This is a genomic window from Azospirillum brasilense (assembly GCF_003349955.1).
In the GTDB taxonomy this organism is placed as follows: Bacteria; Pseudomonadota; Alphaproteobacteria; order Azospirillales; family Azospirillaceae; genus Azospirillum; species Azospirillum brasilense_B.
Genome location: NZ_QLKQ01000005.1, coordinates 132,715 through 151,100, shown reverse-complemented (window position 1 = coordinate 151,100; position 18,386 = coordinate 132,715). Strand labels below are relative to the sequence as shown.

Annotated in this window: 16 protein-coding genes; 6 read left to right on the top strand and 10 right to left on the bottom strand. The window is 70.2% G+C overall.

All coding sequences use genetic code 11. The features are described 5' to 3' along the window. Positions 1–52: 52 nt before the first annotated feature. On the bottom strand, positions 53–850 hold the full coding sequence (locus tag DXK32_RS03965; RefSeq protein ID WP_247876965.1) for an ABC transporter permease: 798 nt from the start codon (positions 848–850) through the stop codon (positions 53–55). 337 nt (positions 851–1,187) lie between these two features. Here DXK32_RS03965 and DXK32_RS03960 point away from each other — a divergent pair, with 337 nt between their 5' ends. After that, positions 1,188–1,937 carry a TrmB family transcriptional regulator gene (locus DXK32_RS03960; protein WP_199230067.1) on the top strand — a complete coding sequence of 250 codons (750 nt, stop codon included), beginning with the start codon at positions 1,188–1,190 and terminating at the stop codon, positions 1,935–1,937. Between the two features lie 6 nt (positions 1,938–1,943). Here DXK32_RS03960 and DXK32_RS03955 read toward each other — a convergent pair whose 3' ends face one another. The 4 genes from DXK32_RS03955 to DXK32_RS03940 form a co-directional block, all read right to left on the bottom strand. Continuing rightward, positions 1,944–2,834 (bottom strand): LysR substrate-binding domain-containing protein, encoded by an 891-nt coding sequence (locus tag DXK32_RS03955; protein ID WP_114857340.1) that lies wholly within the window; start codon positions 2,832–2,834, stop codon positions 1,944–1,946. A gap of 82 nt (positions 2,835–2,916) precedes the next feature. Then, complete coding sequence (locus DXK32_RS03950) at positions 2,917–3,381, bottom strand: DUF1348 family protein (RefSeq protein ID WP_114857339.1); 465 nt, start codon at positions 3,379–3,381, stop codon at positions 2,917–2,919. 48 nt (positions 3,382–3,429) lie between these two features. After that, the gene (locus DXK32_RS03945) at positions 3,430–5,505 is read right to left on the bottom strand and encodes a pyridoxamine 5'-phosphate oxidase family protein (RefSeq protein WP_114857338.1); all 2,076 of its coding nucleotides are present in this window, start codon (positions 5,503–5,505) and stop codon (positions 3,430–3,432) included. Between the two features lie 57 nt (positions 5,506–5,562). Next, entirely contained in the window at positions 5,563–6,177 is a 615-nt protein-coding gene (locus tag DXK32_RS03940; RefSeq protein ID WP_114857337.1) for a glutathione S-transferase family protein, read from the bottom strand. A 400-nt stretch (positions 6,178–6,577) separates the two neighbouring features. Here DXK32_RS03940 and DXK32_RS03935 point away from each other — a divergent pair, with 400 nt between their 5' ends. The 3 genes from DXK32_RS03935 (at position 6,578) to DXK32_RS03925 (ending at position 9,728) form a co-directional block, all read left to right on the top strand. Next, positions 6,578–7,261 (top strand): GntR family transcriptional regulator, encoded by a 684-nt coding sequence (locus tag DXK32_RS03935; protein ID WP_162801061.1) that lies wholly within the window; start codon positions 6,578–6,580, stop codon positions 7,259–7,261. A gap of 94 nt (positions 7,262–7,355) precedes the next feature. Further along, positions 7,356–8,405: a phosphotransferase gene (locus tag DXK32_RS03930; RefSeq protein WP_114857335.1), complete on the top strand. Its 1,050-nt coding sequence runs from the start codon at positions 7,356–7,358 to the stop codon at positions 8,403–8,405. Between the two features lie 6 nt (positions 8,406–8,411). Continuing rightward, entirely contained in the window at positions 8,412–9,728 is a 1,317-nt protein-coding gene (locus tag DXK32_RS03925; protein WP_114857334.1) for an aspartate aminotransferase family protein, read from the top strand. A gap of 39 nt (positions 9,729–9,767) precedes the next feature. Here DXK32_RS03925 and DXK32_RS03920 read toward each other — a convergent pair whose 3' ends face one another. Both DXK32_RS03920 and DXK32_RS03915 read right to left on the bottom strand, forming a co-directional pair. After that, positions 9,768–10,388, bottom strand: a complete 621-nt coding sequence (locus DXK32_RS03920; protein WP_114857333.1) for a pentapeptide repeat-containing protein — start codon at positions 10,386–10,388, stop codon at positions 9,768–9,770. A gap of 98 nt (positions 10,389–10,486) precedes the next feature. Further along, positions 10,487–12,316 (bottom strand): methanol/ethanol family PQQ-dependent dehydrogenase, encoded by a 1,830-nt coding sequence (locus DXK32_RS03915; RefSeq protein WP_247876966.1) that lies wholly within the window; start codon positions 12,314–12,316, stop codon positions 10,487–10,489. Positions 12,317–12,723: 407 nt separating this feature from the next. On the opposite strand from DXK32_RS03915, the gene DXK32_RS03910 reads away from it, so the two are divergent. Both DXK32_RS03910 and DXK32_RS03905 read left to right on the top strand, forming a co-directional pair. Then, positions 12,724–14,088 carry an ATP-binding protein gene (locus DXK32_RS03910; RefSeq protein WP_247876964.1) on the top strand — a complete coding sequence of 455 codons (1,365 nt, stop codon included), beginning with the start codon at positions 12,724–12,726 and terminating at the stop codon, positions 14,086–14,088. After that, positions 14,085–14,732: a response regulator gene (locus tag DXK32_RS03905; protein WP_114857330.1), complete on the top strand. Its 648-nt coding sequence runs from the start codon at positions 14,085–14,087 to the stop codon at positions 14,730–14,732. Before DXK32_RS03910 ends, DXK32_RS03905 begins: the two co-directional genes overlap by 4 nt. A gap of 34 nt (positions 14,733–14,766) precedes the next feature. On the opposite strand, the gene DXK32_RS03900 is transcribed toward DXK32_RS03905, so the two are convergent. From DXK32_RS03900 to DXK32_RS03890, 3 genes are read right to left on the bottom strand one after another with little or no spacing between them, the layout of a single operon-like run. Beyond that, positions 14,767–15,402, bottom strand: coding sequence for a TetR/AcrR family transcriptional regulator (locus DXK32_RS03900; RefSeq protein WP_247876963.1), 636 nt, complete (start codon positions 15,400–15,402; stop codon positions 14,767–14,769). Positions 15,403–15,431: 29 nt separating this feature from the next. Beyond that, positions 15,432–16,850: an MmgE/PrpD family protein gene (locus DXK32_RS03895; protein ID WP_247876962.1), complete on the bottom strand. Its 1,419-nt coding sequence runs from the start codon at positions 16,848–16,850 to the stop codon at positions 15,432–15,434. Then, positions 16,847–18,361 carry an AMP-binding protein gene (locus DXK32_RS03890; protein ID WP_114857327.1) on the bottom strand — a complete coding sequence of 505 codons (1,515 nt, stop codon included), beginning with the start codon at positions 18,359–18,361 and terminating at the stop codon, positions 16,847–16,849. Before DXK32_RS03890 ends, DXK32_RS03895 begins: the two co-directional genes overlap by 4 nt. Positions 18,362–18,386: the final 25 nt, after the last annotated feature.

Here is an 18,386-nt window from a genome sequence, read left to right as displayed (position 1 = left end):
GGGGCGGGGGTCTTGAGTGCGGTGTTGGCGGCCATGTTCCTTCGCCTCCTGCTCAATTGCGCTCGGAAGGCGCCCAGGCGTTCACCCGACGCTCGATCCGTTCGAGGACGGCGGACATGGCGAAGCCGACGAGACCGATGGCCACCATGCCCGCAACGACGTTGTTGATCTGGAACAGCATGCGCGACTGCTGGATCAGGTAGCCGAGGCCGGTCTGCGCGGCGATCAGCTCGGCGGTCACCACGCACATCCAGCCCACGCCCAGCGCGATCCGCAGACCCGGCAGGATGATCGGCAGGGAGGCCGGGATCAGCACGTCGGTGAAGAGCTGCCAGGGCGTGGCACCCAGGCAGAGCGCCGCGTTCATCTGGTTCCGGTCGAGGCCGCGCACCGCCGTGTAGGTGGCGACGAAGGCCGGGAAGACGGCGCCGAGGAAGACCAGGAAGTAGGACGCGGCGTCGCCGAGCCCGAACCACAGGATGGTGATCGGGATCCAGGCGAGCGGCGGGATGGGGCGAAGCGCCTCGACCACCGGCCGCACGAAGTCCGCAACGCCGCGCCACCAGCCGCAGATCAGCCCGAGCGCCATGCCGACGACGCAGGCGAGCGCGAAGCCGACGGCCACCCGCTGCAGGCTGGCGCCGAGATGGACCCACAGCGAGCCGTCGAGCGCCATGTCCCAGAGCGCCCCCGCCACCGCGACCGGCGACGGCAGCAGGAAGGCGTCGATGACGCCGAGGGATGTCAGCGCCTGCCAGACGGCGAAGAAGGCGGTGAGGCCCAGCGCCGCGCGGAAGGACCGGTCCGTCAGAATGCGGGGACTAATGGCGCGGCGCGGCGCCCTTTGCATGAAAGGCGGCGCCGCCGCATGCGCTTTCGTGTTCGCTTCCATCACCTTCCCTCGTTCCACCGTTCGGCGCCGCCTCGCGGGACGTCAGCGTCCTCGGACGGCGACAAAACGATGACAGTGTCGGAAAAATCCGTCAATTCGAAAAATACAAATGAATGGCGTTTGGCAGGCCAAAACTTGCCGTTTTAACGGGCATACTGCGGGATAAAAGCCCATTTTATCGCCCTTGTGAAAGTAGGGTGTTGCCGGATGTCGTGATTTTATCGGTGAAAACCGACGATAGACGGGTGGCGCGGAATCGGGCATGTTGCGACGCGATTCAAAAGGGAGCACGTGGGTGAATCTCGAGGAGAAGCTGTCCCGGATCGGCATATCGGGGACGCTCTACAAGCTCTATCTGACGACGATCCGCCTTGGCGGCGGCTCCGTCACGGAGGTGGCCGCGGGCGCCGGCATGGCGCGCACCACGGCGCACGACGCTCTCGCCAAGCTGGAGGCGGAGGGGCTCGTCCGCTTCGTCGATCACGGCAAGCGCCGCTTCGTGGTCGCCCAGGACCCGGGCATCCTGCTGGAGCGCAGCGAGGCCCGGCGGCAGATGCTCGAAGACGTCATGCCGGTGCTGCGGTCGATGTACCATCACGAGAACGGCCAGCCGAACGTCCGCTTCCACCCCGGCCCCGAAGGCATCCGCACCGTCCTGTGGGAGACGCTGAGCGGCGACGAGAAGGAGCTGCGCGCCACCCTCTCCATGCGGGAGCTGATGGTCGAGCCGGGGCTGGAGGAGATGGAGCGCTATCTGAAGGAGCGGGCGCGGCGCGGCATCTGGCTGCGGGTGATCCGCTCGGAGGAGCGCGACATCGCGCCGATCTGGCCGTCGAGCCAGGAGGAGCGGCGCGAACTGCGCTACGCGCCCGCCACCTACAACCTCGCGATGACCTGCTTCATCCACGGCAGCAAGGTTTCGGTCATCTCGTCGGCGCGCGAAAGCTACGGCCTGATCCTCGACAGCGCCGATTTCGCGGCCTTCCAGGCGTCCATGTTCGACGCCATGTGGAGCCTGAGCACGCCGGCGCCGACGATTCCCTGACCGGTCCTAATTGAGGAAGCGGTTCCCGCGCAGGCGGGCCACGGCGAGGTCCACGAAGGCCCTCACCTTGGCCGGCGCGTGGCGCCCCTCGGGGTGGAGGACGTGGATGGGCAGGGGCGGTTCCTCATGGTCGGCGAGCACGATGCGCAGCTCTCCGGCCAGCAGGGCCGGGCCGATCTGGTAATGGAGCACCCGGGCGAGGCCCCAGCCTGCCTTGGCGGTCGCGATCACCGCCTCGTTGGTGTTGCATTGCAGGATCGGGTCGATGGTCACCCGCTGGTCCCGCGCGAACCGCCACTCCGGCGACGCCCAGGCGCCGGTCGACAGGGCGATGCGGTGGTGTCTGAGGTCGGCCGGCGTTTGCGGGACGCCGTGGCGTTCGAAATAGGCCGGGGCGCCGCAGACCACACGCCGGACCGTGCCGACCCGGATCGCCGTGAACCCGGAATCCGGCAGGCGACCGATGCGCACGGCGACGTCGATGCCCTCTTCCACGATGTTCACCGGGCGGTCGATGAAGAAGGTCCGTGCGCGCATGCCGGGGTAGCGGTCCAGATACTCGGTCACGATCGGCAGCACATGGATCGGGCCGAACAGAGCGGAGGCGGTGACGGCGAGCGTTCCGGTCGGGGTGGCGTAGACGCCGCCCGCCGCGGCCTCCGCCTCCGTGATGTCCGACAGGATGCGGCGGCAGTCCTCGAGGTAGCGTGACCCGGCTTCGGTGACCTTGACCGAGCGCGTGGTGCGCACGAACAGGCGGGCGCCGATCAGCTCCTCGAGGGCGGCCACGGCGCGCGTCGCCGCGGGCGCGCTGAGGTGCAGGAGGCGGGCGGCTTCGGCGAAGCTTTCCGCTTCCGCGACCTTCACGAAGATCCGCATCGCCTGCAGCCGGTCCATGCGCGCCCCCGTTTCGCCGCGTCCCCCTCACAGTCTGTGGCCGAAGAGGCTTCGGATGGCAACCTCCGCCTCCTCCGCCGGATCAGAAACCGAAGTGGCTGAGGCCCGGATGGTCGTCCGGACGACGGCCCAACGGCCAGTGGAACTTGCGGTCGGCTTCGGCGATCGGGTGCTCGTTGATGCTGGCGTGGCGGACGCGCATCAGCCCGTCCTCGGCGAACTCCCAATTCTCGTTGCCGTAGGCGCGGAACCACTGGCCGCTGTCGTCGTGGTACTCGTAGGCGTAGCGCACGGCGATGCGGTTGCCGCCGAACGCCCACAGCTCCTTGATCAGCCGGTAGTCCAGCTCGCGGTTCCACTTGCGGGTCAGGAAGGCTTCGACCTCGGCGCGGCCGTTGGCGAACTCCGCGCGGTTCCGCCAGCGCGTGTCGGTGGTGTAGGCCAGCGCGACCTTGGCGGGGTCGCGGCTGTTCCAGCCATCTTCCGCGAGGCGGACCTTCTCGATGGCGGACTCTTCATTGAAGGGGGGCAGAGGGGGACGGGACATGGCGAACTCCTGTCGTTTCGCGGGGGAAGGGATGGGTGAAGGGGCAGGTCAGAGCGCGAGCTGAAGGGGAGCGTCCTCGCCCGTCTCCGCTTCGGCGGGGACGGCGCAGCACAGCAGGACCTCGTCCGCGGCGACCGCCGCGCTCGGCTCCTTGACGTAGGTGACGGCGCCTTTGAGCCGCTTGGTGCGGCAGGTTCCGCAGGTGCCTTCGCGGCAACTGAAGGCGGGATCGAGACCGCGCGCTTCGGCGAGGTCGAGCAGCGTGCCGGAGCCGGGTGTCCAGCGCGCCTCCTTGAGCGTGTTCATGAAGGCGACCGGCACCGGCTTGGTCGAGGGCGGCCGGCGCGCCGGCGCGGCGGCGACTGTCTCCGCCCCCGTCCGCTTCAGGGACGACGGTCCGAACGCCTCGGCGTGAATCCGGTCGTCGGCGATGTTGAGGCCGCGCAGGCCGTCGTAGAGCGCCTGGGTGAAGGCGGGTGGCCCGCAGACGTAGAAGTCGTAATCGTTGAAGCCGAGGATGCGCGTCAGCAGCGCCATGTCGATGCGGCCCACGGCGTCGCAATCGACGCCCGGCACGGCCTCGCCGGGGTCGCTGAGGACGCGGACGAGCCGGACGGCGCCGTTCGCCGCCGTGACGAGGTCGGCGATTTCCCGGTCGAAGGGGCGCTCCGCCTTGGAGCGCGCGGCGTGCACCAGGATCGTCGGGCGGATGCGCTGCGTGCGCAACCCCTCATAGACGACATGCCGCAGCATGGCGAGCAGCGGCGTGATGCCGACGCCGCCGGCCAGCAGCACCGCCGGCCGCGTCGCGCGGGCGTCGATGGTGAAGCCACCCGCCGGCCCGCGCGCCTCGATGACGTCGCCGACCCGGACATGGTCGTGCAGGTGCCGCGACACCAGCCCCTCGCGCTTGACGCTGATGCGGTGGATCCCGTCCGACGGGGCGACCGACAGCGTGTAGGTCCGGACGACCGGCTTCTCGGCTCCCGCCGGGGTGACGCGGATGGGCAGATGCTGGCCGGCCAGATGCGGCGGCAGCCCGGCGCCGTCGGTCGGCCGCAGATGAAAGGAGCGGATGGTGGCGCTTTCCTCCACGATGTCCGTCACCGTCATCGGCCGCCAGCGTGTCGCCGTTTCCTCGGCGCGCAGCCGGTCGGCGGCTTGGCTCCAGTCGCCGGTCATCAGGGAGCTGGGCGACCAGCCGTCCGCCCGCAGCGTCCAGCGCAGGGCCAGGGCGCCGCGCCGCCGGACGACCTTGCGCGCCTTGAACGTCCACAGTCGCTCGGCGCCCTGGAAGGCGGCGATCTCCGGCGAGTCCAGGACCAAAGCGGCGTTGCCGGTCATCTGCAGCAGGTCGCCGCTGGCGAAATCGACGAAGAGCAGCCCCGCCTTTCCGTTGAGCAGGATGTTGCCGAGCGTGGCGAAGAACAGGTTGCCGTCGAAGTCGGGAATGGTGAGCGTGCCGTCCCCGGCCACCCGGACGAACCCGGCCTTGCCGCCGCGGTGCGACACGTCGACCTGCCGATGGTCGCCACGGTCGGCGTAGGAGGCGACGAAGAAGGCGTCCGCCGCGTCGATCACCGCCCGCGCCGCCGGATCGAGGGCCGTCAGCTCCTCGACGGAACCGGTGAAGGGCTGGGCGGGGTCGCGGGCCAGCGTGGCGTCGCGCAGTTGGATGTAGCGGGGGCAGTTGCCGAAACTCTGGTCGACCGCGACGCGGAAGCCCTCGGGCGTCGTCGTGGCGACGCCGTTCATGCGGTTGCGCCGCCGCGTGTTCATCTCGATGCCGAGGAGGCCGACCGGCGCGCCGTCGGTCAGGCCGGCCGCCGCGGGATCGCCGGCGGTCGGGCGCGCGGCGATGTCGAGAAGGTTCGGCGACGGCGAGGACAGGAAGCCGGGCCGGCCTTCCAACACGGTCGCCCAGGCATCGCCGTCCGGGTCGGCGCTGCCGATCACGAGGAAGGGGAGCTGGGCGTAGAAGTCGCGGTGCTGGTCGGGCATGAAGTCACGGATGACCCGTTGCCCCACCATCGCCATCCGTTCGGCGACGCCGGCACCGACCTTCTGCTGCAGGAACGTTTCGCCCTCATGCCAGATCGGCAGCGTCTTCGCGGTTTTGCCCATGGTCCGTCTCCCCGGTGAAAGAAGCGGGCGCGCCGGTGCGCGCGCCCCGGCAGAGCGTCACGCGGCGGTGAGTCCGGCCGGCGTCTGGGCGAAGGGAACGAAGCCCGGCAGCCCCTCGACCCGGCGGAGGAAGGCGTTGACGGCCGGATAGCCCGACAGATCGACGTTGCCCTCCGGGGCGCGGGCGACGTAGCTGTAGATGGCGACATCGGCGATCGTCGGCTGGACGCCGACCAGCCAGTCGCGGCCGGACAGGTGGGCGTCGAGACGCTTCAGCAGGGTGTGGGCGCGGCCGATGACCTCGTCGGGGTTGAAGCCGGCGCCGAACACCGTGACCAGCCGCGCCGCCGCCGGACCGTAGGCGACCTCGCCGGCCGCGACCGACAGCCAGCGCTGGACGGCCGCCGCGGTCCGCGCGTCCTCGGGCAGCCAGTCGCTGCGGCCGGCCTTCTTCGCCAGATAGACCAGGATGGCGTTCGAATCCGAAACGACCACGCCGTCGTCCTCCAGCACGGGGACCTGACCGAACGGGTTCAGCGCCAGGAAGTCGGGGGTCTTGTGCGCGCCCGCCTTCAGGTCGACCTCGACCAGCTCGTGCGGCAGCCCGAGCAGGGAGACGAACAGGCGGGCGCGGTGCGCGTGGCCCGACAGCGGGTGATGATAGAGCTTCATGGCTGACTCCTGTGATGCCGGCCGGGACCATCCCGATCCGCACACCGAGAGTGCGCCCCTCAGCCGATCACCGGAATGCCCCAGTTTGGCAGTTCATCATTACAGCCAGTGCAATAATGCCGGTTGGAGAGAGGCGTTTGGGGGGGTGCGTTGGGGGTTTCCCTCTCCCCTCTGGGGAGAGGGTTAGGGTGAGGGGGTTGTGCGTGTCGGTACGCTCGGCAAAAGCGCAACCCCCTCACTGGCCCTTCGGGCCACCCTCTCCCCAGAGGGGAGAGGGTTATGAGAAAGCCATTTGCAACAGCTCCGTTTGATCGCACGGGCCGCCTTGACCTTTGGCCGCTTTCGCGGCATTATGATGCATCATACATCGGATGATCGGCAACGGCGGGAAGGGCGGAGGATGAGCGGGTTCGATCTCACCCTTCTCGAACACGACAACCTCGGCGGCACGATTTACCAGAAATTGTGCGAGGCCCTGATGAAGGGCGCCTTCAAGCCGAACGACCGCCTCAAGATCCGTGATCTCGCCGACCGGCTGGGGACGAGCGTCACGCCGGTGCGCGACGCCATCCTGCGGCTGGTGCAGGATCAGGCCCTGGTGCTGCGCTCGCCGCGCGACATCCGCGTCCCGATGCTGACCCGGGCCACCTACCTGGAAATCCGCGACATCCGCGTCAATCTGGAGGGGCTGGCCGCCGCGCGGGCCGCCGAACAGGCCACGCCCGCCCAGATCGCCGCCTTGGACGCCCTGCTCAAGCGCAACGAGGAGGCGATGGCCGCCGGCAACACCGCGCTGGCCACCGAACTCAACCAGATCTTCCATTTCACAGTGTCCGAGATCGCGGACATGCCGGTGCTCGGCGACATTCTGCGGCGGCTCTGGCTCCAGATGGGACCGTTGATCGCCGACGTCTACGGCGGCGCCGGGCGCACGATGATCGACCATCATTACCCGCTGATGGACGCCATCCGCGGCCATGACGGTCCAGCCGCCGCCCGCGCCATCCAGGCCGACATCCTGCTGGCCAGCGGCCCAATCCTGGAGAGGATCGACGGCGAGCATCCCGAGGCGCTCGCCGTCTGATGTCCCGCCGATCCCATCCGCTTCCCCAGCCGATCCACCCGCCATTATGATGCATCAAACATTGACCGATTCGCACCGCAAGGAGACACCGGCGATGACACCGGCCCCGACCCAGGGTGACGTTCTGACCACCGCCGCGCCGGCAATCTCCACGGAGGAGGCCGGCGCCATCCTGCAACGGTGGTTCGGCGTGACCGGCACCGTCCGCGAACTGAGCAGCGAGCGCGACCGCAACTTCCACATCGCCACGCCGGATGGGCAGGGGTATGTGCTGAAGTTCACCAACCCGGCGGAGCCGCAACCCGTCACCAGCTTCCAGACCGGCGCGATGCGGCATGTGGCCGACCGCGACCCGACCTTGCCGGTGCCGCGGGCTGTGCCGACGCTGGACGGGGAGGCCCAGGCGATCGTCCACATCGACGGCAGCGCCATGGTGCTGCGGCTGCTGACCTATCTCGAAGGAACGCCGCTCCACGCGGCACCGGCCTCGCCGGGTCTGATGCGGGCGCTGGGAACGACGCTGGCGCGGCTGGACCGGGCGCTGGCCGACTATGAGCATCCCGGTTCGGAACGCGACCTGCTGTGGGACATCACCCGTACGGCCAGCGTCGCCGACCGGCTGCATTATGTGGCGGACGACCGGCGCCGTGGGATGGTCGAGCGCTTCGTCGCCCGCTTCGCCGACGAGATCGCCCCCCGGCTGCCCGCCCTGCGCCATCAGGTGATCCACAACGACCTGAATCCCCACAACGCGGTGGTCGATCCGGTCGGGCATGAGGCGGTCACCGGGATCATCGATTTCGGCGACGCTCTGCGGGCGCCGCTGGTCAACGATCTGGCGACGGCGCTCGCCTACCACGTCACCAGCGGCGAGACGCCCTTCGGCTCGGTGGTCGAGATGACCCGCGCCTACAACGCCGTGCTGCCGCTGACGGCGGAGGAGGTGGAGCTGCTGCCCGATCTGGTGGCGGGCCGCCTCGCCCTGACCATCGGCATCACCGGCTGGCGGGCGGCCGAATACCCCGCCAACGCCGCCTACATCCTGCGCAACGCCGAGCGCGCCTTCGCCGGCCTGGACCGGCTGACCGGCGGCGAGGCCGCCACCGCGCGCCGCCTGCTCCATCTCGCCTGCCAGAAAGTGTGAACCGCCATGACCATGATCAACGCCTACGCGCCCGACTCCGCCGGGTCCCTGCCGGAGCGCGAGCGCGCCCTGATCGCCCGCCGCGAGAAGCTGCTCGGCCCGGCCTACCGGCTGTTCTACGCCGACCCGATCCATGTCGTGCGCGGGGAGGGCTCGTCCCTCTATGACGCCGAGGGCAACCGCTATCTGGACGCCTACAACAACGTCGCCTCGGTCGGGCATTCGCGGCCGGAGGTGGTGGAGGCGATGGCCCGGCAGGCGGCCGTGCTGAACACCCACACGCGCTATCTGACCGACGGCATCCTCGACTTCGCCGAAGCCTTCCTGGCGGAGTTCCCGGCGGAGCTGTCGCACCTGATGCTGACCTGCACCGGCAGCGAGGCCAACGATCTGGCCCTGCGTGTCGCCCGCGTCCACACCGGCGGCACCGGCGTCGTCATCGCGCACAACGCCTACCACGGCGTGACCTCGGCGCTGGCCGAGATGTCGCCCTCGCTGGGCGCCGCGGTGAAGCTGGGCGACCATGTCCGCGTGGTGCCAGCGCCCGACGGCTACCGCATGCCGGAGGCCGAGGTCGGCGCCGCCTTCGCGCGCTCCGTCGAGGCGGCCATCGCCGACCTGCGGGAGAAGGGGATCGCTCCGGCGGCGCTGCTGGTCGACACCATCTTCTCCAGCAGCGGCGTCTTCACCGACCCGGCCGGCTTCCTCGCCCCGGCGGTCGAGGCGATGCGGAAGGCCGGCGGCCTCTTCATCGCCGACGAGGTGCAGCCCGGCTTCGGGCGGCTCGGCACGCACATGTGGGGCTTCGCGCGCCACGGGCTGGTGCCCGACATCGTGACGGTCGGCAAGCCGATGGGCAACGGCCACCCGGTGGCCGGCGCGGTGTTCCGGCCGGAGGTGATCGAGGCGTTCGGCAAGAGCCAGCGCTATTTCAACACCTTCGGCGGCAACCCGGTGTCCTGCGCGGTGGCGCTGGCCGTGCTGCGCGTGATCAAGGCGGACCGTCTGCAGGAGAACGCCCTGACCGTCGGCACGGAGATGCTCGACGGCCTGCGCGCGCTCGCCGCCAAGCACGAGCTGATCGGCGACGTGCGCGGCAGCGGCCTGTTCATCGGCGTCGAGATGGTGCGCGACCGCAAGCTGAAGACCCCGGCGTCGGAGGAGACGGCCCGCGTGGTGAACGGGATGCGCCAGCGCCGGGTGCTGATCAGCGCGACCGGGCAGGAAGGGCACATCCTGAAGATCCGCCCGCCGCTGGTCTTCTCGTCCGAGGACGCCAAGCTGTTCCTCGCGACCCTCGACGAGGTGCTGACGGCGCTTTAAGCCGCGCCGCTGAGTCTCTTCCGCCCGCCGGCCTGCTCGTCACCAGTCGGTGGGGCAGGAGCGGCAGTCGGTCATCAGCGCGTCCTGGAAGATGGCGAAGCGGATCTTCGCGCCTTCCAGGTTGGCCTGCGACAGGTTGGTCAGGGACAGCTTGGCCTCCTGAAGGTTGGCGCCCTCCAGGTTGGCGCCGGTGAAGTCGGCCTTGTCGGCGCGCAGCGCCTCCAGATTGGCGGCGGTGAAATCGGCCTGCCGCAGGTCGGCGCCGTTGGCGCGGGCGAATTCCAGGTTGGCGCCGCGCAGGCGGGCGCCGGACAGGCGCGTGCCCTGCAGGAAGGCGGTGCGCAGATCGGCGCCGTCGAGGATCGCCCCGCTGAGGTCGGCCCCGCGCAGATCGGTGTGACGCAGGTCGGCCCGCATCAGATTGGCGCCGTGCAGGTCGGCGCCGGCCAGCGACAGGCCGCGCAGGTTGCGGTGGCGCAGGTCGATGCCGGGGCAGACCGCCTTGGCCGTGAGGACGCAGCCGGCGACCTCGGTGACGCGCTCCTCCTCGCCGCCGCCGAGGCTGGCGGTTTCGACCTCCGCCGCCAGCGGGGCGGTGAGCGGGCCGGACAGGGACAGCAGGGCGCACAGGGCGAAGGCGGGCCGGAAGAGGCGGTTCATGGGGGAGAACTCCCATCGCTGCGATGCGTGAAGACCGGGGGGGGAAACGGGCTGGACCGCCCGCTTCCCCGCCCCGGCGGGCGGTCACTTGGTGGCGGTCACTTGGCGCTGGAGACCTTCACGTCGGCCAGCTTGAACACCCAGAAGGAGCCGCCCTGGGTCACGCGGGTGGTCAGGTCGGCGAGATCGCCGCCCCACAGCGGCACGGCGCCGCCGTAGCCCGTGGTGATGCCGACATACTGCACCCCGTCCAGCTCCCAGGTGACCGGGGAGGAGATGATGCCGGAGCCGGTCTGGAACTTCCAAAGCTCCGCCCCGGACTTGGCGTCGAACGCCTTGACGTAGCCGTCGCCGGTCCCGGTGAAGACCAGCCCGCCGGCGGTCGCCAGCGTGCCGGACCACAGCGGCAGCTCCTCCTTGTGCTCCCAGGCGACCTTGCCGGTCGTCGGGTCGATGGCGCGCAGGATGCCGACATGGTCCTCGAACATCTTGTGGATGCGGAAGCCCATGCCGAGATAGGCGGAGCCGGGGTTGTAGCCGACATGCTCCGTCCAATAGTCCTCCTTCCAGTGGTTGGCGGCGATGTAGAACAGGCCGGTGTCCTCGCTGTAGGACATCGGGTTCCAGTTCTTGCCGCCGAGGAAGGGCGGGGAGACCTCGACCGCCTTGCCGCGCTTTTCGCCCTCGGCGGGGGGCGGCGGGCGCTGGCCCTCGACCTCGATGGGGCGGCCGGTCTTCAGGTCGATGCCCTTGGCCCAGGTGATGCCGTCCACGAAGGGGAAGGCCGCCAGCACGCTGTTCGGCTTGTTGGCCTCGCCGCCCGCCGTCGCCAGCTTCGTCCGGTCGGTGACGTAGAAGAAGCCGTTGCGGTCGGCGTGGGCGGTCGCCTTCACCGTCTTGCCCGACGCGTCCTTGTAGTCGAACAGCACCAGCTCGTTGTTGCCGGAGAAGTCCCAGGTGTCGTTGGGGGTGTGCTGGTAGAAGCCCTTCAGCTCGCCCGTGGTCGGATCGACATAGGCCTGGCCGGAGGTGTAGAGGCTGTCACCGGGCCAGCGCGCCCAGCCGTTCCACGGCGCCGGGTTGCCGGTGCCGATGACGATGGTGTTGGTCTCCACGTCGAAGGTGGCGCTCTGCCAGGGCGCGCCGCCGCCGTGGTTCCAGGCCTCCACGAGCTGCCCGTCCTTGTCGCGCGGCCAGGACGGCGCCTTGGCGTTGCCGGTCGGGGTGCTGTCCTTGCCGTCGAGCCGGCCCATGTGGCCCTCGACCAGCGGCCGCATCCAGATCTCCTCGCCGGTGTCGGGATCGCGGGCGAACAGGCGCCCGACCACGCCGAACTCGTCGCCGGACGAGCCGTGGATCAGCAGCATGCGCCCGGTCTTCTGGTCCTTCACGACGGTGGGCGCGCCGGTCATAGTGTAGCCGACCTTGTGGTCGGCGAACTTCTTGCGCCAGACGACCTTGCCGGTGTCCTTGTTCAGCGCGACGATGGAGGCGTCGAGCGTGCCGAAGAACACCTTGTCGCCGTAGATCGCCGACCCGCGGTTGACCACGTCGCAGCAGGGCCTGATGTCGTCGGGAAGGCGGTGGGCGTAGGTCCACAGCCGCTTGCCGGTGCGGGCGTCCAGCGCGAACATCCGCGAGTAGGAGGCGGTGACGTAGATCACCCCGTCATGGACCAGCGCCTGCGTCTCCTGCCCGCGCTGCTTCTCGTCGCCGAAGGAGAAGGACCAGGCGGGGACCAGCCGCGACACGCTGGTGGTGTCGATCTGCTTCAGCGGGCTGAAGCGCTTGCCCTCCACCCCCATGCCGTACATCAGCACGTCGCTGGTCGACTTGGCGTCGTTGGCGATCTCGTCCCAGGTGACATTGGCGGCGTGGGCGCCCCCCCAGGCCGCCGGAGCGGTGGAGGCCAGGAAACCAGCCACCATCGCGGTGACGATCCGGCGCCGGAGCCGTCCGGCCCCGCCGGCCACCTTGGTTTCTGGCTTGGTGTGCAAGGATAAAGTCATGCGTTTCCCCCGTGAAAGGCCGTTTTTGCCGGGGCGGATCGTCCGCCCGATCCGCCCCGGTTCCACACCACTGCTTGCGCCTTGCATGTTCGTCTTGGCGGCCCTCCGGTTCCATTGGACGATACGGGGACGAGATTTCTGCAAAGGACGCGTGACGGCGTCCCGAGGGGGACGGGAAAAAATCCCGGCGCTGCGGCAAAAGGCCCGTCCGCCCGCTCCGCCTTGGTCGAAGGATGGATGGCGGCTCGACCGGTTGTTTCGCTAACATTCCGTCGATGGTCCTATGGGCCATGGTCCCGTGGGCGTGTCGGAAGGATGGGACGGCGGTGTCGTTGCGGATGCGCATGCTGGCCCTGATCGGGCTGTTCCTGGCGCTGCTGGCGGTGGCCGGCGCGGCTGTGATGATCGCCAACGCGCGCGACGCCGTCCGCGCGGAAATGGCCTCCGCCCTCGATCTCGGCATCGCCATCGGGCGGGCGGAGGCCGGGCGGGGGGCCGTTCCGGACGCCGTCGCGGCGCTCGACCGGCTGGGGCTGCGCCATCTGCGCTTCATCGCGGGCGAGGCGCCGTCCGACTCCCCGAGCGGGGGGGATGCCGGCCATGGCGCCGTTCCCGGCTGGTTCGCGGCGCTGGTCGGCGTCGCGCCGCAGGCCCATGCGCTGACCGGCGCCGATGGGCGCGTCCTGTTGACCGTGGTCGCCGAACCGCAGGACGAGGTGGCCGAGGTTTGGGAGGACATGCGGGACCTCGCCCTGGCGATGCTGGTGGCGGGGCTTCTGCTGCTGGGCGCCGCCTGGATGGCGGTGGGCCGGGCGTTCGCCCCGCTCGCCCGCATCGAGGCGGCGGTGCGGCGCCTGCGCGAAGGCCTTTACGAACCCGGACCGCGGGATGGCCTTGCCGGAGGCGGCGTGCCGGAGCTGGTCCGGCTGGGCACCGGCATCGCCGCCCTGGCCGAGGAGCTGGCCGCGGCCGGTCGGGAGAACCGCCGGCTCGGGCAAAGGCTGATCGAGGCGCAGGACCGCGAGCGCCGCGACATCGCCCGCGAAATCCACGACGAGCTGGGGGCGGCGCTGTTCGCGATCAAGGTGGACGCCGGGCGCATCCTGCGCCTGAGCGAGGAGCCCAAGCCGGAGGCGACCATCAGCGAGCGGGTGGAGATCGCCGGACGCGCCCGCGCCGTGCTGTCCATGGCCGCGGACGTGCACCGGATGAGCCGGCGCATCCTGGTCCGCCTGCGCCCGGCCCTGCTCGACCAGTTGCCGTTGGGCGAGGCGCTGTCCGGACTGGTCGACGAGTGGGCGCGGCGGGAGCCGGCGGTGCGCTGGTCGCTGGACGTGGCCGAGGATGGAACGCCGGACGGCATCGACGGGCTGGACGAGGTGCTGCGCCTGACGGTCTTCCGGCTGGCGCAGGAATCGCTGGTCAACGCCCTCCGCCACGCCCGGCCGACCAACGTGTCGGTGACGGTGCGGCGCCGGCCCGACCGGGTGGAGGTCGTGGTGACCGACGATGGACCGGGGTTCCGGCACGGGCCGGGCGCGGCGGAGCAGGGTGGATTGGGCATCGCCGGGATGGCGGAGCGGGTGAGGGCGCTGGGCGGCACCCTGCGCATCGGATCGGACGACGGGCAAGGCACCCGCGTGACCGCCTGCCTTCCCTGTGTCCCGGCCGGCCTGGAGGATGTGGCATGACCCCGACGATCCTGCTGGTGGACGATCATCCGGTGGTGCGCGCCGGCTGCCAGAGCCTGCTCGCCGAAGCCAGGCTCGGCCGCGTCGTCGAGGCCGCCGATGTGGCGGCGGCGCTGGCGCTGTGGCGTTCGGAAAGGCCGGACGTGGTCATCCTCGACCTCAACCTGCCGGGCGGCATCGGGGGGAGGGACGGCGGCGGGCTGGAAGCGCTGCGCGTGATGCGGATGGAGAATCCGGCGGTGCCGGTTCTGATCTTCAGCATGCACGAGGACCCGGCCATCGCCGCGCGGGCGCTGAAGGCCGGGGCCAAGGGCTACGTCACCAAGAACGACGCGCCCGAGACGCTGGTGACGGCGGTGCGCTGCGTGCTGTCGGGCCGGGTCCATCTCGACCATGCGCTGGCGCGCGAACTGGCGCTGATGGCGCTGGCCCCGACCGACGACCCGCTGGCGGTGCTGACCCAGCGCGAGCGGGACATCCTGGCGCTGGTGGGGCGTGGCCTGACCGCGGCGGCCATCGCCGAGGCTTTGGGCATCAGCCAGAAGACCGTCGCCAACGCCTGCACCCAGATCAAGGACAAGCTGGGCGCCGACAGCACGCGCGCCCTGATCCGCTTCGCCATCGATCACGGGCTGGCGGCCTGAGACGGACACCGCCCGGCCGACCCTGTTCGGTTTCCTACCGGCCGTCCGGCTCTTTGCTCAGAAGGCCCTTGTCGAGAAGCTGAAGGTACATCCGGACGGCCTCCTCGGGCAGATTGACCACACCGTTCTCGTCGGTGTAGCGCAGGGCGAGATAGCCGCGCGTGGCGATCAGCATGTAGACCAGCGGTTCCAGCGCCTCGTCGCCGAGGTTGGCGATCTCGCCGTTCTTGCGTGCGTTGCGCAGAAAGCGCATGTAGCCGCCGGTGATGTTGTGGAAATGCTGGCGGTGCGCCTTCGGCGCGAAGATCTCCGCCTCGTTCAGGATGCGCAGGAAATAGGGCATGCGCTTGAGGAAGGAGAAGAAGGCGCGGAACGACTGCTCCTCCTTCTCCAGAAAGGTTTTGGCGCCGCTGGCCTGCTGGCGGATGTGGGCCAGCATCTTGGCGCCCAGCACCGGAAGCAGCTCGTCGAAGATCTCCTGACGCGAGGCGAAGTAGTTGTAGAAGGTGCCTTGCGCCAGGTTCGCCCGCTGGGTGATCCGGGTGATCGAGGCGTCGATGTAGCCGTATTCCCCCACCACCTCGGCGGCGGCCTGGAACAGGGCGTCGCGGACTTCCTCCGACCGCTGCACCCGCGTCTTCTTTCCCGCCGTCCGACCCATCGCCGCCATCGCCCGCAATCTCCCTCTCCACCCCGGATTTAGCCGTTCGTCACGTCTTTGACGAGAGAAACCGACGCCTGATGCGGAAGATCGGGAAGCCGCCCGAACGCCTCCAGCACATCGCCGATCGTCGCGTCGGGCAGGGCACGGGCGAAGCGCCCGATCCGGTCGTAGGCGTCGGCGGGCACTCCGGTTTCGTCCCCGATGCGGCGGACCAGCGCGCTCACCGCCTCCCAGGGCAGGGCGAAGTCGTCGGTCGTCATGTCCTGGCGGCGGGTCAGCGCCGTGCCGTCCTCCAGCACGACCTCGATGGCGCAGCACAGCCGCCGCACGGCCTCGTCGGGGACGAGAGCGACCCGCTCGACCAGGGCGTTGACCGCGCCGTCGTCGTAGCGGGTCATCGTTTCCATGGTCGGCACGCCGCGCAGCAGGGTCAGCGCGATGCAGAAGGGAATGCTCATCAGCGTGCCGGAGATGCTGGCGAAGGGCCCCTTGGAATCCATGCCGGCGTAGCCGGTCTCGAACGGGTTCATGCGCACGGTCACCGACCGGATGGCCCGGCCTGCCACCTCTTCGCGCAGGGCGAGCGCCGCGGTGACCGGGGTCTGGTTGAAGGCGCAGACCGGGTAGGGCTTGAAGGTGACGCGGTGGATCGACCAGTCGCGGCCCAGCCGCGCCGCCAGCTCCGCAGGGTCGCAGCCGGTGCGGGCGAAGGCGCGGACGAAGCCGGTGCGGCCCTCGAAGGCGCGGGGGGCCGAGACCGAGCCCGCCGCCGCCAGCCGCGCCGCCGTCAACCCGTTCACCGCGGCGACGCCGACCTGATAGCGCCACTCGTCGGTGCCGTCGTCGAAGGATTGCAGGATGCCGCCGGTGAAGGAGGCGGCGTTGGCGAGCGCCGCCGCGACGCGGTCCTCCGGCAGGCCGAGCAGGTAGGCCACCCCGGCGGCGGCGGCCAAGGTGCCGTAGAGCGGCGAGGCGCGCAGGCCGGCGGGCGTGGTCAGCGGCGAGAAGGCGTTCTCCAGAAGCCCGCCCGCCTCGTAGCCGGCGACCAGGGCCGGCAGCAGCCGTTCCACGGGGCCGTCCCCGGCCTCGACCAGCGCGGTCAGCAGCGGGATCAGCACGGCGCCGATGTGGGCGGCGCCGCAGGTGTCCTCCTGCGCCCGGCCGTGGAACAGGGCGGAGCCGGCGAGCGCGGCGCCGGGGATGCTGGTCCGCCGCCCGTCGCCCAGCATGGTGGCGCCGTCGGATCGTTCGCCGTGCAGGGCCAGCGCCGCCGCCCGCGCCACCGGGGCGTAGGGCGTGCCGTGGCCGCCGAGGGCGATTCCGTAGCCGTTCAGCAGGCAGACCCGCGCCTTCTCCACCACGTCGGGCGGCAGGCTGTCCAGGGTCAGGCCGGCAACGAAGCGGGCGATGGCCGCCGCCAGGGTGTCGGGAGCGGTCAAGTCTGGAGCGGTCAAGGGGTGTCCTCCGGATGGGCGGGGGCCAGCTCGTCGCGCAGCACGCGCTTCAGCACCTTGCCGGACGGGTTGCGCGGCAGCGCCTCGCGCAGCAGCAGGCGCTTGGGAATCTTGAAACCGGCGAGGTGCCGGCGGCAGTGCTGCTCCAGCGTCTCGGCGTCGAGGCTTTCGCCCTCCTTCAGCACCACGACCGCTGCCGGGACCTCGCCCCAGCGCTCGTCGGGGACGGCGATGACGGCGACCTCGACGACCTGGGGCAGCAGGAAGACGACCCGCTCGATCTCCGAGGAGGCGATGTTCTCGCCGCCGCTGATGATCATGTCCTTCTTGCGGTCGGTCAGGAACAGGAAGCCGTCGGCGTCGAGATAGCCGACGTCGCCGGTGCGGAACCAGTCGCCGTAGAAGCTGCGCGCCGTTTTCTCCGGGTCCTTCCAGTAGCCCTTGGTGACCTTCGGGCCGCGCAGGCAGATCTCGCCGATGTCCCCGGCGGGCAGGGAGGTGCCGGCATCGTCGCGGATGTCGATCTCCACATGGGCGAGCGCCCGGCCCGTCGAGCCGATCTTCTCGATCTCGCGCCCGGCCTCCATCAGCGTGTCGCCCGAACAGCTCTCCGTCAGGCCGTAGCCGTCGATGTAGCGGGCGTTGGCGAACAGGCCGGTGAACTCGCGGATGCGCTGCTCCGGCGTGCGCTCGCCGCCGCCGATCGCCCATTTCAAGCTGGAGACGTCGTAGCGCCCGCGCTCCGAATGGGACAGGATGCGCCCGACCATCACCGGGGCGAACCAGGCGCCGGTCAGTTTCTCGCGCTCGATGGCGGCCAGCGCCGTGTCGGGATCGAAGTCGCGCAGCAGGCAGATCGTTCCGCCCAGCCACAGCACCGCGAGGCCCGGCAGGTCGAAGGCGCCGACATGGTACAGTGGCCCGACCGCCAGCAGCCGGTCCTCCGCCGTCAGCCCCAGCGCCGTCACATGGTCCATGCATTTCCAATAGAAGTTCTCATAGGAATGCATGACCCCCTTGGGGTGGTCGGTGGTGCCCGACGTGTACATCAGCCGGAACAGGTCCTGGGTCCCGCGCACCCGCATCGGCGGCACCGGTCCCTCGGTCCCGGCCAGCGCCCGCCCGTCCGCCTGCGCCGCCGCGTCGACCAGGATGGCGTTCGCTTCGCGCTCCACCGCCCCGGCCAGCTCGGTGTCGGCGAAGACCAGCACCGCGCCGGCGTTGCCGGTGATGAAGGCGACCTCGGGGGCGGCCAGCCGGTAGTTGATCGGCAGGAACACCGCGCCGAGGTGGCTGGCGGCGAAGGCGATCTCCAGGAAGGCGGCGCTGTTCTTCATCACCACCGCCACCACGTCGCCCTCGCGCACGCCGCGCCGGTGGAGGAAGGCGGCCATGCGCCCGATGCGGTCGAGGAAGTCGGCGTAGCTGATGCGCTGGTCGCCATAGACCAGCGCCAGCCGGTCCGGCGTGCGCAGCGCGTGGAATCGGATGAAGGCGCTCAGATTGACCACGGGTATCCCCTCCCTCGGGATGTGC